13 protein-coding genes and 1 CRISPR repeat array are annotated in these 14,756 nt (G+C 36.4%); of the genes, 3 read left to right on the forward strand and 10 right to left on the reverse strand.

The genetic code is table 11. The features are described 5' to 3' along the window. Positions 1-7: 7 nt before the first annotated feature. On the reverse strand, positions 8-754 hold the full coding sequence (locus ACGH47_RS06160; RefSeq protein ID WP_411622982.1) for a tRNA1(Val) (adenine(37)-N6)-methyltransferase: 747 nt from the start codon (positions 752-754) through the stop codon (positions 8-10). Then, positions 744-1,415, reverse strand: coding sequence for a deoxyribonuclease V (gene nfi, locus ACGH47_RS06165; RefSeq protein WP_411622983.1), 672 nt, complete (start codon positions 1,413-1,415; stop codon positions 744-746). The genes ACGH47_RS06160 and nfi overlap by 11 nt, the downstream gene beginning before the upstream one ends. A 54-nt stretch (positions 1,416-1,469) precedes the next feature. On the opposite strand from nfi, the gene ACGH47_RS06170 reads away from it, so the two are divergent. After that, positions 1,470-2,051, forward strand: coding sequence for an IMPACT family protein (locus tag ACGH47_RS06170; RefSeq protein ID WP_065557677.1), 582 nt, complete (start codon positions 1,470-1,472; stop codon positions 2,049-2,051). Positions 2,052-2,239: 188 nt separating this feature from the next. Then, positions 2,240-3,184: direct repeats of the CRISPR family, unit length 29 nt; unit sequence CGGTTTATCCCTGTGTATACAGGGAACAC. Between the two features lie 276 nt (positions 3,185-3,460). On the opposite strand, the gene ACGH47_RS06175 is transcribed toward ACGH47_RS06170, so the two are convergent. The 7 genes from ACGH47_RS06175 to ACGH47_RS06205 form a co-directional block, all read right to left on the reverse strand. Beyond that, positions 3,461-3,628, reverse strand: a complete 168-nt coding sequence (locus ACGH47_RS06175; RefSeq protein WP_411622984.1) for a hypothetical protein — start codon at positions 3,626-3,628, stop codon at positions 3,461-3,463. Positions 3,629-3,662: 34 nt separating this feature from the next. After that, entirely contained in the window at positions 3,663-4,364 is a 702-nt protein-coding gene (locus ACGH47_RS06180) for a hypothetical protein (RefSeq protein WP_411622985.1), read from the reverse strand. 13 nt (positions 4,365-4,377) lie between these two features. Then, complete coding sequence (locus ACGH47_RS06185; protein ID WP_411622986.1) at positions 4,378-4,590, reverse strand: hypothetical protein; 213 nt, start codon at positions 4,588-4,590, stop codon at positions 4,378-4,380. 34 nt (positions 4,591-4,624) lie between these two features. Continuing rightward, positions 4,625-5,326, reverse strand: coding sequence for a hypothetical protein (locus ACGH47_RS06190; RefSeq protein ID WP_411622987.1), 702 nt, complete (start codon positions 5,324-5,326; stop codon positions 4,625-4,627). Positions 5,327-5,338: 12 nt separating this feature from the next. Then, complete coding sequence (locus ACGH47_RS06195) at positions 5,339-9,778, reverse strand: toxin VasX (RefSeq protein ID WP_411622988.1); 4,440 nt, start codon at positions 9,776-9,778, stop codon at positions 5,339-5,341. Between the two features lie 48 nt (positions 9,779-9,826). Beyond that, complete coding sequence (locus ACGH47_RS06200) at positions 9,827-10,780, reverse strand: hypothetical protein (protein ID WP_411622990.1); 954 nt, start codon at positions 10,778-10,780, stop codon at positions 9,827-9,829. A 485-nt stretch (positions 10,781-11,265) separates the two neighbouring features. After that, entirely contained in the window at positions 11,266-11,901 is a 636-nt protein-coding gene (locus ACGH47_RS06205; protein ID WP_411622991.1) for a hypothetical protein, read from the reverse strand. 272 nt (positions 11,902-12,173) lie between these two features. Between ACGH47_RS06205 and ACGH47_RS06210 the strand changes: the two genes are divergently transcribed. Together ACGH47_RS06210 and ACGH47_RS06215 are read left to right on the forward strand one after the other, a co-directional pair. Beyond that, positions 12,174-12,668, forward strand: a complete 495-nt coding sequence (locus tag ACGH47_RS06210; protein ID WP_411622992.1) for an N-acetyltransferase family protein — start codon at positions 12,174-12,176, stop codon at positions 12,666-12,668. Between the two features lie 54 nt (positions 12,669-12,722). Continuing rightward, on the forward strand, positions 12,723-13,454 hold the full coding sequence (locus tag ACGH47_RS06215; RefSeq protein ID WP_411622993.1) for a rhomboid family intramembrane serine protease: 732 nt from the start codon (positions 12,723-12,725) through the stop codon (positions 13,452-13,454). Positions 13,455-13,505: 51 nt separating this feature from the next. On the opposite strand, the gene lolE is transcribed toward ACGH47_RS06215, so the two are convergent. After that, positions 13,506-14,744 (reverse strand): lipoprotein-releasing ABC transporter permease subunit LolE, encoded by a 1,239-nt coding sequence (gene lolE, locus ACGH47_RS06220; RefSeq protein WP_411622995.1) that lies wholly within the window; start codon positions 14,742-14,744, stop codon positions 13,506-13,508. Positions 14,745-14,756 lie beyond the last annotated feature (12 nt).

Here is a 14,756-nt window from a genome sequence, read left to right on the forward strand (position 1 = left end):
TTTGGCGCTATTTTTGGAACAAATAAAAATCCGCTAATAGCGCTCTAAAAGCAGGCGAATACTGCCCATCATTACAACGCATACACAGTTGTTGTTCAATGACATTCTCATTAGGCTTTGGAGCAAACGCCATTAATGATAAAGAAAATTGTTTATCTGCCGTGTATTTCACCTGCAACAACTGTTGTAAAAATAGATGATTTGATTCGCATAATTGCCTAAATTGATCTGCTAAATGATAAGGCAGCACCAAACAGAATAGACCGTCTGGCTTTAATAATCGTTTGACTGAATCAATAAGCTGTGTGTAGTTTAAACTTTCTGTATAACGGGCTAATTGCCTTTGGTTCGTTCGACAATCCACGGCCGACTCAAAATAAGGCGGATTGGTCACAATCAAATCATAACCATTGTCACTCTTCACCTGAAAACGATTAATATCACCCTGTATTGTTGATACAGATTTAAAGCCTGCTTGTTGGCAATTTTGTTGACATTGATTGACCGCTTGCGCATCAATATCAACTGCATCAATTTGACAAGCTTGATGTTCAAGGCGCTGTGCAAGCATTAACGCAATCACGCCACAACCACAACCGATATCAAGCACCTTATGAGTTGAAGACAAGATCGGAACCCACGCCCCAAGTAAACAACTATCAGTGGTAATTTTCATTGGACTTTTGTCATGCGCAACAAAAAAGCGCTTAAAGGTAAAGCCCCCTTTTTTTAACGATTGTGATTTATTTTGCATGGATAAATTTTTTAAATAACGGTTTATTCGACGCCACCGCATCCGCCCAGCGTGTAGGTTCAGGCAAACGATAACCACGTAAACATAAATTGACCCAATTCAATGCACTCGCTTGGCTAATACGATGACCCGATGAAATAAATAACGGATTACAATTATTTTTGCTTTGTAATACCCAACCAATCTGTTGCTGTTTATCGGTGAGTGGCGTCACTTGACCGGCGACTTTAGGTAATGGATTATAATGACCGCAAAGGCGTTTTTTAGCAACACCAATGGTTGGCATATCCAATAGTAAACCAAGATGACTGGCAATACCTAATCGCCTTGGATGAGCAACACCTTGACCATCAACCAACAATAAATCAGGTTTATGTTCGACCTGCTCCCAAGCAGAAAGTAAAGCAGGATACTCCCGAAAAGATAAATAACCAGGAATATAAGGAAACTCGGTTTTTAATCGCGCAACATGATATTCAACCACGTGAAAATCCGGATACGTTAAAATCACAATAGCGGCACGGGTGGTTTTGCCTTCATCTTCAAAGCCTACGTCGGTACCACCAATTAAAGTGATTGATGAATTAAAATTATCGGTTAGGTTTACTTGTTCAGCTAATTGTTGCTGGGTTAGTTTCAATTGTTCTAAATTAATAGACATTTTCTTTCTGCTGAGTATTATTAACGGCAATAAAACGATTTTACCAGAATTAGTATGCCATATACATTAGCAAATCCGACCGAACTGACAGAAGAAATTAAAAAAAGCCGCTTTATTGTCAATGCGGCGCCCGTTATTAATGCCCAGCAAGCAACGGATTTTATCGATCAAATTAGCGATCCTAACGCAACACATAATTGTTGGGCATGGAAAATTGGTCAACAGTATCGATTTAATGATGATGGCGAACCAACCAGCACCGCAGGGCGTCCGATTCTATCAGCGATTGAAGGACAAGATTGTGATCAAGTTGTGGTGGTGGTAACTCGTTATTTTGGCGGAATCAAACTTGGCACAGGAGGCTTGATACGAGCTTATGGTGGGTCAGCAAGTCATTGTCTACAACAAGCAGAATTGATTGAACTTATTGCCCGAATACCTTTGCAATTTCACTGCTATTATAATGAATGGCCAATTATTGAAAATCGCTTAAAAGAACTGGATGCACTAATTGAAAATCAAGATTTTGATGCCATTGGGGTAAACGTCAATATTGCCATTACGCAAGATAAATTGCTTTCGCTACAAAAAAGTATCAGTGATATTACTCGTGGTAGAGTGATAATACCAGTATAAATCCTATTAATTTGCGTTGGATGTTTACCTAGTCATAACTGTCACTCTTTTTCTAATATTGCTAAAGTTTTTTTATAAAAATGGCTTGCTACGAAATTCTTAAATTATTACTGAGCGCTGCCGATAACTCTATGTTATGAGCAAGTAATAAATAAAGCGATATAGAGTGTGTTTTTCATTTATTATGCTGGTTTATCCTTGTGTATACAGGGAACACGAATCTAGATTAAATAGAGATCTAAGTCATCCCGGTTTATCCCTGTGTATACAGGGAACACAAAAACAGCAACATCTATCAACGCAACATATACGGTTTATCCCTATGTATACAGGGAACACCTCATTATTTTTGGTATGACTGCCATAACTCTCGGTTTATCCCTGTGTATACAGCGAACACACCCTGAGGGCAACGAAATCGGGAGAGACTGTCGGTTTATCCCTGTGTATACAGGGAACACTTAATATATTTCAACTTGCTTTTCACGTTGACCGGTTTATCCCTGTGTATACAGGGAACACAATCAGGGTGTTATCACAAAAAACGCCTAATTCGGTTTATCCCTGTGTATACAGGGAACACACACGAATTAAATCACGACAACCGTAGGACGCCGGTTTATCCCTGTGTATACAGGGAACACGATATTTTTATTACTAATTGTAAAAATGATGATCGGTTTATCCCTGTGTATACAGGGAACACACTGGCTCAAAAACTACCATTCAATCTGGAGACGGTTTATCCCTGTGTATACAGGGAACACATTAAGGCGAACAAGGAAAAGCTTTACACGCTCGGTTTATCCCTGTGTATACAGGGAACACTAATGACATCTTAACAGGAGATAAACGAACAGCGGTTTATCCCTGTGTATACAGGGAACACTCGATTTTTAGCCGATGTTGTCCCTACTATTATGGTTTATCCCTGTGTATACAGGGAACACCCCCTCAATTTGTACGGCGCATTAACGACTATCGGTTTATCCCTGTGTATACAGGGAACACCTAATTCGGTTGCTGAGAAATATCAAGGAAAGCGGTTTATCCCTGTGTATACAGGGAACACGGTATAACCAGCTCTACGTGAAATTGAACCGGCGGTTTATCCCTGTGTATACAGGGAACACTCTAATTATAACCTATTGTTTATTAATTAAAATAGTTGGGTGAAAAATTCTACCGATTTTTTGTTGTTTTTTTAAGCGATTAATTTTAACACGCTCCATGAATATAATTTTATATTTATCATAAAGTTAATTGCACTTTCATAGTTTTTTTAGCGGTACTCTCTTTGGCAACTTTCCCAATGTACCGAGCAATTTTTGATAACAAGGTAACATGTAACTTTTCGTTGAATGATATTAACGTATTACTCAATATTAATCTTACCTTTACGCTTTGCTTTATTTATTCGGGTCGCTACTGTTGTCATCGCTTTGACTTTGGTCGGCACTCTCGTCCTGCTTGCCTTCTGGCCAGTAATTGACCCTGATAGTCACGTCATGCTTCCCTTTAATCTTACCTAAGCTCCATTTGATTAAATACAGACTAATTTTTGACGCTTCAAACACAGATTTATCACCATTAAAAACTAACAATGTTTAATTACTCTTCTTTGATTTCTCGATTAAAATCCGATGTCCATTGATATGTACCGCTAACACAAGTCATGGTTGTTAATTTTCCATTACTTGACACCTTATAACTGTGCCATCCTTCAAATGGTTCCCCATTCACTTGTTTTTTAAAATATCCAAATCGTTTATATATTTGTGGGTCTTTGACCCAATCCGGCACATTTTCAAGGTGATAAGTAAAATAGACATCCCGCACGGTGCCCCCCCCGACCCCGTTAATGGTGTCTTTTGTGCGGTTAATTTTGTCTACCACCACCCGACCAAAACAAAAATTGGTTTCACCAAATGCATATTTTACGTATTTTCGCCCTAAATCGGTCAGGTCGTAACGATACGTCGCTCTGCCGTCAACTTCGCCGGCGTATTCCTCCGTAAAAAAACCTATTCCGGCAAACAGATGCAAACTGTCATTTTTTAATCGATTGAAAATCGCTTTTTTTGTTTCTGACGAATACGGCAAATCCTGCCCTTGCATATAAAAGGTAGTATACGGGTACATGGATTTTGTCACGCTACCCACCATCATGCATAATGCTTTATCGCCTGTTGGGTTATTGTAATCATAAACTTCTTGAATCTTTTCTTTATACGGATAAGTATCGCACCCCGTTAACAGTAAACTGCTGACAGTGAATATTAAAAGTGTGGTTATATTTGTTCTAATTTGCATGGTGTTATCCTGTTTAACTTTTTATATAGTGGTGTGACAGTAAGTACGGTGTACGCTCTTTGGCTTGTTTTGGGGTGTTCGGGTCATCACTTTGACTTTGATCGCCACTCTCATCCAACTTGCCTTCTGGCCAGTAATTAACCCTAATGGTGACATCATAATTCCCTCTGATTTGACCTAAGCACCATTTAATTAAATACAACCCAATCTTTGGTGCTTCATACACAGATTTTTCACCATTTAAAACTAACAAATTTCAATTACTCTTCTTTGATTTCTTCATTAAAATCATATGCCCATTGATATGAAGCACTTTCGCCTGTCATGGTTGTTAATTTTCCATTACTTGACACCTTATAACTGTGAATCCCAGGAAATGGTTCCCCATTAATTTGTTTTTTAAAATATCCAAATCGTTTATATATTTGTGGGTCTTTGACCCAATCCGGCACATTTTCAAGGTGATAAGTATAATAGACATCCCGCACCGTACCCCCCCCGACACCGTTAATGGTGTCTTTTGTGCGGTTAATTTTGTCTACCACCACCCGACCAAAACAAAAATTGGTTTCACCCAATGCAAATTTTACGTATTTTCGCCCTAAATCGGTGAGGTCGTAACGATACGTCGCTCTGCCGTCAACTTCGCCGGCGTACTCTTCAGTAAAAAAACCTATCCCGGCAAACAGGTGCAAACTGTCATTTTTTAATCGATTATAATTCGCTTCTTGAGTGCTTGGAGAAAAAGGCAAATCCTGCCCTTGCATATAATAGGTGGTATAGGGATACATTGAGGATGTGATATCCCCCACCATCATACATTTTGCTGTATTGCCTGTTGGGTTATTGTAATCGTTAGATTCTTGAATCCTTTCTTTATACGGATAAGTATCGCACCCCGTTAACAGTAAAGCGCTGACAGTGAATATTAAAAGTGTGGTTATATTTATTTTAGTTTGCATGGTGTTATCCTGTTAATCTTTTAAATAGTGGTAGGACAGTAAGTACGGCGTGCGCTCTTTGGCTTGTTTTGGTGTGTTCGGATCGCTGCTGCTGTCATCGCTTTGACTTTGGTCGGCATTTTCGTCCAGCTTGCCTTCTGGCCAGTAATTGACCCTGATAGTCACGTCATGCTTCCCTTTAATTTTACCTAAGCTCCATTTAATTAAATACAGACCAATTTTTGGCGCTTCTGACTCGTCGCTTTTGTCTGATTGTGTGTTATCGGTCGTCGTTGGCATCGGTTGATTATGGGATACAGCCATTAACTGATTCCATAATGACTCTTCTTTTGCAGGCTCTGCTTTAGTTTCATCCATTTGATAAAGTTCACCCTCACCAACCGCATTATCCGTTCTTGAGGTAAAAAAGCTGGAGGTAGTAACCGGCGAAATTTCCAGCCACCTTGATCCACGCGAAATAGTTAATTCCACCGGAGTTTGATTCGGATTGGTTAACGATTTAATCGTTATTTTGCCTTCAAATACGGATTTTTTCCTATTAAAATCCGGCAAATTTAACGTCAGTATTGGACTATATTCTCTTACAACCTTGCGATATTTTTCTCCGTCAACGGGGACAAATTCAATCGGCGCATTTGTTTCTTCTGATTCTAAAAGACAACGCCCTTTTCTGATCGCTAAATAGTAATCCTGATCCGACAGTAACATACATTTTGGCGTCGGTAAGTAATACGGTGGGTATTTGGATTCTCGAAAGTCAAAGTTGCCCAGCATACAGCGGTTTAGCCATTTACTCAATTCATCCCAGTCATCGCCGTTATCGTAATAAATGGCATTGATAATTATAATACCGACCGTTATGATGATAAATAAAATCTGTCCCCACACTGGAATACAGTTACTAAATGCTGCAAAGCTTAATATCAAACTCAGTACACCGGTTACGCAAATGACGCCGGAACCGGTATTCCCTTCATTAAAACTTTTGATTGCTTGAGCAAGCGATAACACACTGTCAATCACATTAACCACATTGGCAACCCCTTTTAGAACTTTTAGCGCTTTGTTGATCTGTGCTAATCTTGATACTCGCTCCATAAATAATGAGGACGATGATTTTCGCAACGCAACGCTCAATAATTTTGTAACTGTTAATATTATTTCGGTGGTGGATACGATTAAGGCGGTATAATTTGCCAATACGCGAAATTTCATGATCGCTTTTGATGCCGGATCCTGTATTTTATCTAACTGATTAATCATATCCTTTAAACTGGTTGCCTGAAAATATAAACCGATACTTCCCAGTACAAAACTTTTCGAGGTATCGTAAATTTCCATATATCGTTTTTGTCGGGGTAACGTTTCAGATAAATAGTTAATTTCATTTGCGTCCAGTGTGACACCATTGACTTCTATCATATTAGGCGTGATATTCTTTAATACCCCCTGAGAAAGCCCCCCTTTTTGTGTGAAACCCTTTTCAAATTCTTGCAGACGTTGCTGATTTTCAAACGCAACCAGCATATTTATTTCAACCACTTCTTTGCCTATTGACTTGTTACCATTTTGTTGAATATGCCAACGGTCCTTATTTTGTGACTGGACCAAATTGATGACGGTCCCTTTATTAGTGGTCATTTGTGTGTTGTTGAAAAATGGCATTAATTCATGATTTTTTTTCAAATATTGGTTTAATCCATTTATTGACATTCGAACTTTGTATTGACGTATTTTTTCAGGTCCGTTTAATTTAAACAAGCCAATTATATTAAAATACTGCGTTTGTAATTTTATCTGATTGATTTTTACATTATTCTGCATCGCTCTGGTTGCCCCATCAACACTTGAGTTAATGAGCTTTTCAACTATCAGGCTACCGATATCCAGATTGACTTTAAAATCTAAACCCATAATACTTCTGGTTGTGTTGAAAATGACTTTAGGGGTTAACCCCATATCGGAAAGTGTTGATTCATCTTTGTTATTCATTTTAGCAAGATATTGAATAACCGACAGGTTTGAACCTTGTTGTGAAGATTCGTCCTCTTTTTGGGAACTGTTATCGGTATTTTTTTGTGATTTTTCACCAAACAGATAAAAATAAATCGACTCTTCATTATTAAGTAGCATGCCCCAAAATACGGAATGTTCCGGTAGTGTCAAGGTACCTAAACTGGCACTATCGATTATCAGTAAAAACGTGAAAAAGAAGTTAATATGCATATCCGATAAATCAGGCAAAAGTTCGTTGCGCCAAAAAGGAAGTTGATTGTAACGGCTTGGTAAGGTCACGCTGATTTTATTGGCTGTTTCGCCCTGATTTTCTATCTGAAAATGAGTTGAACTTTCGCCAAATAACCACATTAAGTAGTTATAATAGTCCTTCGAAGCATTCGACACAAATGTGGTTAAGGATTCTTTACCCGCTTTTTCTAACGCTTCAAAATTGTCTAACGAAGGTTGATTCAGGCGTTTTTTACGTTTATCCCAGTCACTATTGAGTATTTTGTCAGCATAAGCTCCTTTTGCTTTTTCAAGATTGTAAAAATGAACTACTTTAACACTATCAATTCTTTTCAATCGGGATGATTTACTGCCATTGTTCTTTTTGTACAGTGCCAGTAACTCTTGTTGTTGCTCTGCGGTTAATTTATATTCTTTGTACTCACCTAATCCATATTGAGGTAGTCGCTTATCTTCAAGCCCAAGCACGCTTAATTGACGACAATACATATAACCAAAATGTGCAAGATGGTCTTTTCTATTCGACTCGTCTCGACTCACACCTAATTGTTTTGCTAATAGCTCTTCACCGACCGCATCCAATACTCGAATCTTATCAATCTCATTAAGCTCAGACATTTTTTTTCGATCTGTTGCATAATAGTTTAAAATATTATTTTGCTTTATAAAACTTAAATTTCTTTCTCTTTTTGTTACATCATTAACCGTATATATCTTGTCTTCTTCAATACTTGAATCATAATTATGCGCTGAATCATAAAATAAAAACAAATAGCTTTCATTTACATCAGATTTTGAAACCGGTGAACGTAACAGTGCTTTATACTGCTCGATTTGTTGATATTGACGACGGGCATAATTAAATTCAGGTTTAAAATAGCTTATTGGATAGCTTTTTATGGTTGCTTTTTCACTTTTAAAATGGGCCGCTAACTGGTCTCGACCATGTCTGGATTGCATAGCTATCGCTAAAGGATGATTAGTGGCGTGCCGTTCAGTTTCATAAATTACATCGTGGGTGCCTGTTCGAACTAATTGATGAAACTGTTTCGCTTCTTTTTCGTAATTTTGATTCGGTGTAACCTGATTCATCAATCCTTCAACCACCGGGGTTAATTTTTGCCGCCTTTGAATTGACAGCTCTTCAGCCAGACCTAACGGGTCTTCTACAACCAGTGCGGATATCTCTCCTTGATAATGGACATTGAAGTTGTAATTTTTTAATGTATTTTTCAAGGCTTCAGATGCTTCATTTGAATTTAACGAATTAAAATGGCTTGCTGTATAAAATAGCCAAAGATAAGATTCGTTAAATCCATTAGCCATTAGATGAAGATAGGTGGACAATGAATACTTCATTTTGCCAAAAATACCTTTTCTAATCGAATCAATAAACGATTGAATTTTTTTTGCTTGTGACCCCAATGGTGAAGCTTTTTGGGTATGTGCCTTTCTTCCTTTCTCTTCAAAATAATCTTTTACAAACTGATTATCACATTCCATCTCTAATAAATATCGACTTTTAAACATAAAGTCATTGAAAGGAAAACTTCGTCCTTGAGGCGAAATATTCAGCGCCTTTTCTTGTGTCAAATCGACTTCGCTGAAGCGTTGTAACCGTTCTTCTTTATTTTTTCGATAATGTTTTACCGTAGCAAGCTTCCAACGTACCGATGAGTAAGCAACCCATGCTTTGTCATATACACGGTTGTCTATAGTAATAAACATCCCTTTTACATTGTGATTATCTTCAATACAACTGAGGGGGATCTCTTTGGGTCTCGAACCTTTTACATCACGAAACTCACGTAATCGCATCGCACCTGAATAGGTCACTTCATAGACCATGATTTCAAGCTTGCTGTCGTCTTGATTTCCGATTGGATTGCATAAAATATATACATACCCTTCACGTAATGATCGGTAGACATACTTATATTCTTTCCATTCTTCTTCCGGCTCTCTGTCCCCTAGCGAAACCATGCCTTGCGACCAATTAATGTCTTTTCTAAACTTGATGGGAACAATCGATTTTCGTACTAAAAAAATCGGAAAACCCTTCCGTTGACAAACGCCGCATTGACCATTACTTAACACCAACGCTTTTTTATTCGCTTCGTTAACTAATTCGGGATTAAAACTTTCTTCCTGAGGATTTTCTAATCCTTCTATTTTATTTTTTTCTTGATTTTCTTGGTGATTCATTAAGTACTTCTTCCATCCATTTATAACAATTTTGTCAAAATATTTACGCTATTTCGAGTTGTTTTTTAAGCTGCTTAAAGCTTGCTTTTCTTGACTTAATAATAGTCCTAATTCGCCTTGCATTTCTTCATTGTCGATGACGTCATTAATGATAGCTGTCAATTTTTCGTTTTGCGTTAATTGACCATAGATTATGCAAAATAAGACATACACTCTTCTATCATTGGGATTTTTCAATTTCGTCCCTTTATGATCATAAAAATAGTTGATAATTTGTGATAGTAATTTTTGCGGTTGCGGTCTATCGTATTCTTCATACAAATCAGTTAATGTTACCGCTATTTGATACAACTCAAATTGATTAAGTTGATTATAGTGTAATAATTGATTTGTAAAGCGTAGCGTAAAATCCCAATCATTTTGAAAAGCTTTTGAATGAAAGGTATATACATCACAATCGGTATCAATAAAGCTATAACTGGTTTCTGCTGGCAATAACAGACCAAGATGAGAATCTGGTTCAATATAACTATGACGAATTAGATCTAATGTAAAGGGTTCATAGAATGTTAAAAAGGGTTTATTTAATGCTTTTCCCGCACGGCTATAAGATTCTAGTAATGCATCGGCAAGTTGTTCAGGTGGTAAAACGCTGGTTATAAATCCACAAACATATTGTTTTTTTGTTAAATATTCATTTTTTATTTGTATGACTGCCACTGATAATAACTCTTCATTTAAAGATTCATTGGGTTTAGCTATACAGACAATTAATGGACACACGGCCAAATCATGCAAAAGATTTGGCCGTTTGATTATAGCAAGAAGATCAGCTGGCATCGTTTCTAATAAAGTTTCATCGAATATTGATGAGAGTTCACTTACTACACCTAATCTGTCAAATAACAGATATCGGTATCGGTGTTGATAATGTTCACTGCTAAGTTCACTAATTAATCGGGTATTTGCAGTAAGTAATTTATCGAGCATTGAATTATTCATTACTACTACCCTTAACAAACTGTAAATTTAAACTTAAAGACTAGCAGGCAAAAACAATTATATAGGGTATTATTTGCGATAATTAGTGGCATCCTATTTATGCTCCTTCCATTTTTTACATAAGTATAAATATCCTAAGCTTTGTACTTTAATTATTAATCTTATGTAAATATATTGAAAATTATCAATAAGAATATCTATTTTTTAAGCAAAAAGCAAAAAAAATTTACACGGTTTTGGTGTTTTTATGATTCAGGATTGATGATTCAGATCATAAATATGAATTTGAGAAAAAATAGAACAATCCTTCAAAGGGTGATAGGTTATTGGCGATGTCTACGATTTCAGATCGTATTATTTGTCATGGCGATATCTAAAAAATTATAGCGAAAAAATCAGCGTTAATGTTTTATAATTGGCAGACGTTAGACAACATTATTTTAAAACTGTCGTTTTGTTTAAAGATGTTTACTTGCTTAAATTCATCATTTAAATTCAACCAAATCATCATGTTGATGATTGACTTTTGCCAAAATTGACTGGATTTTTTTGTCATCATCAATAATTAAATAAAATGGGCGTAATTTTGGATAGTGATTTTTTAGTAAGTCACCTTTTGGAGTACCTTTAGGATAAAATTGAAAAGTAATAACGTTAGAACTGGCTATGATGTTTTTAAAGTCATCCCAATAAAATATCCCTTCTATATCATAAGATTTGACTAAAATTCCTTCTTCAAAAAAGGCAAAATAACTGGTGACAGGCCATTTTAAGCTGTTGTAAAGTTTTTTTAGTCGCCTGATTTCAAATGAAACTGCAATATAATGTTGAAGGATCCAAAATACTATAATAATAGCACCTAGCAACATGACTAATAGAAGATTAAAAAATAGTTTATCTGTCGGATTATAATTTAGGTATAGCACAGTAAGCAGTACCCAAGACGCAATTAATGCGATAAAGGTTAGTATTCTTTTTTTAGGAAGGTGAAATCGAAGAACTATATTGTGGATATTGGAAAGAATAATTTTTTTAGACTCTAATTTGACATCGTAATCACACAAAAATTCTGCCTCTTCAGGATCAAAGGCGATATAAGGTTGGTTAACGGCTCCATTCATTCTGCTATTCCTATTCATTTTAGTGATAATCACTTTGCCATTATAAAAGAGCCTAACACACATTGCAAAATAATTATTTGTTTATCATAGAGTTAATTTATAACCGTGGTGATAATGATTGTCCTTCAAGCATGATTGCAACTACGTTTATTGACTATTTTTCGTCCTGTATTTATTGATAATGGTTAACTCGGTTTCGGTAATTAATTGGTTGTCTGATTTAAATAATCTCATTACAATACCTTCCCTTATCCATTGACAGACTCTATTTTATGATCACGTTTCGTCATGCCACACTCAATGATTTGCCTTTTATTGTTGAGGTTTATAATTCGACCATTGCCAGCCGTATGGTTACAGCTGATACATCACCTGTTTCAATCGACAGTAAGCGTGATTGGTTTGAACAACATAATGAGAATAACCGCCCTCTTTGGTTAATTCAGTATCAAAATCAACCTTGTGGTTGGATTAGTTTATCTTCGTTTTATGGGCGACCTGCTTATTCTAAAACGGTCGAAGTGAGTTTATATCTTCATGAACAGTTTCGAGGTAAAAAAATTGGGCAATATATGCTTGCTCAAATTGAAGAATATGCCCGTAAAGTCGGTATCGATAGCATATTAAGTTATGTATTTGGTCATAATATTCCCAGTATCAGTCTTTTTAGTAAAATGCAGTATCAGCAATGGGGATTATGTCCAAAGATTGCCGAACTGGACGGTGTAAAGCGTGATTTAATTATTTTTGGAAAATCACTTATTTAAACGTTGTCAATATCAAATAACTTATGTAATTTATTTATAAGGATACAAGTTTACATGACCATTTCACAAAATTTAATTTATCTAGGACGCCAAGCCAAAATAACCAGTTCACTGATTGTGATTAATATTGCTTGGTTTTTTATATCCCGTCTTTGTGATAGCCGTAGTTTTGTTGATTCTTTAAAAAACTTGTTTTTGGTTGATTGGGGCGCCGATGTATCGCAATTGACTTTTTCGGGGCAATATTGGCGCATGTTCACTAGCTTATTTATGCATGTCAGCCTGTCACACTTGTTAATGAATATGATCGCCTTATGGAGTGTGGGCATCATTTTAGAAAAACGCCTTCCAAAATTTGCCTTTATTGGTATTTATTTTCTTTCTGGATTAATCAGTAATTTAGTCAGTGATATTGCTAATCTTGATCGTACCGTGATTAGTTGTGGGGCATCCGGTGCAATTTTAGGAATTATTACCGCATTATTGGCTTATAGCTTGGTTAATCGTGCCAATCTTAAAGAAATGCCCATCAATGCTATTATCATTAGCTTAGTGCTTACCGCTGGTTTGGGCTTGCTTCCTGGTATTAATAATATGGCGCATTTAGGGGGGGCTGTTGCCGGTTTTGGTTTGGGTTTAGTCGTGTCGTTATTGATAAAATGGTTTGGGTATTCAAGTAAATTTACAGTACTGTTTATTTGTTTATTATTTATCGTGACTATCTGGTGTATTTATATGGGGTATGTGCATTATGAATTACCGGATAATTTAAAATATCATTATTAATCACATTATGTTGCGCTGATAACTAGTGCTATCAGCGCCTGATTTATCATTTTAAAAACTGTTTAATATTTTCGCCGGATCAATTTTACATGCCCGTTTAGCCGGATAATAACTGGCAATTAAACTTAATAGCATGGCGGTAATAAATACAATTAGCACATCAGTTGCATGAATTTTCGAAGGTAAAAAGTCAATAAAATAGACATTTCCATTTAATACTTTATGCCCGATCAGCGATTCAATTACTTTCATGATATTCGACAGTTGCCAAGCAGATAGAACGCCTAAAACTACGCCGAGTAAACTGCCTATTAAACCCGAAATGACCCCATACCAAATAAAGATATGTTTAATTAGGCGATTATTTGCGCCCAGTGTTTTAAGAATTGCAATATCTCGTTGTTTATCTTTTACAGCGATCACTAATGTCGAAACAATATTGAAACAGGCAACACCAATCACCACAATCATTGCTAAATACATGATTTGTCGTATCATTTGAATGTCTCGATACATAAAACCGTACGAGTTTTCCCAACTGGTGTATGTGACGTTTTCGTCAAGATTTAATATCGCCCTGCCTAATAGGCTTTTAGCTAAATAAACTTGGTTAACGTTGACCATTATTCCTGTGACACTGTCACCAATATTTAAAAGTTTTTGAGCGTCAGCTAAAGGGATTAACGCAACATTGTTACTTAAGCTACCACTTAAATCTAAAATTCCCACCACTTGTAAACGCACACGTTTAGGTGGTTTGAGTTGGTTATTATCACTTGATACTGGAATTAACAATGTTATCCATGCACCCTGTTTTACCGACAGTTTTTTTGCCAGTCCCGATCCGATAATAATTTGCTGACTATCGTTTTTAAAATATTGCCAACGATCATCCAATACATATTTTGGCAACGCACTTATGGCTTTTTCGCGCTGTGGATCAACCCCTTGTACCTCAACGGCGCCAAGTTTGCTTCCATTTTCGATAAGCCCTGTAAAGCTGATAAATGGTGCCGCTGAAACGATATTTTTATCTTCTTCTAACTCTTGTTGAATATGCTGCCAGTCATTTAAATTGCCATATTGAGAATATATCTGTCCATGCGGAACAACCGATAACACTCGGTTTTTTAATTCATATTCAAAGCCATTCATGGCACTTAAGCCAATAATGAGTGCGGCAATTCCAATTGCAATGCTTAAAGTTGAGATAATCGAGATAAGTGATACCATGCCACTTTTACGGCGACCTTGACGAAATTTTATTGCCGTCATTAAGGATAGATTCATTTTGTTTTCCAC

Origin of the sequence: Gilliamella sp. CG16, from assembly GCF_046635785.1 — a bacterium.
GTDB lineage: Bacteria > Pseudomonadota > Gammaproteobacteria > Enterobacterales > Orbaceae > Gilliamella > Gilliamella apicola_I.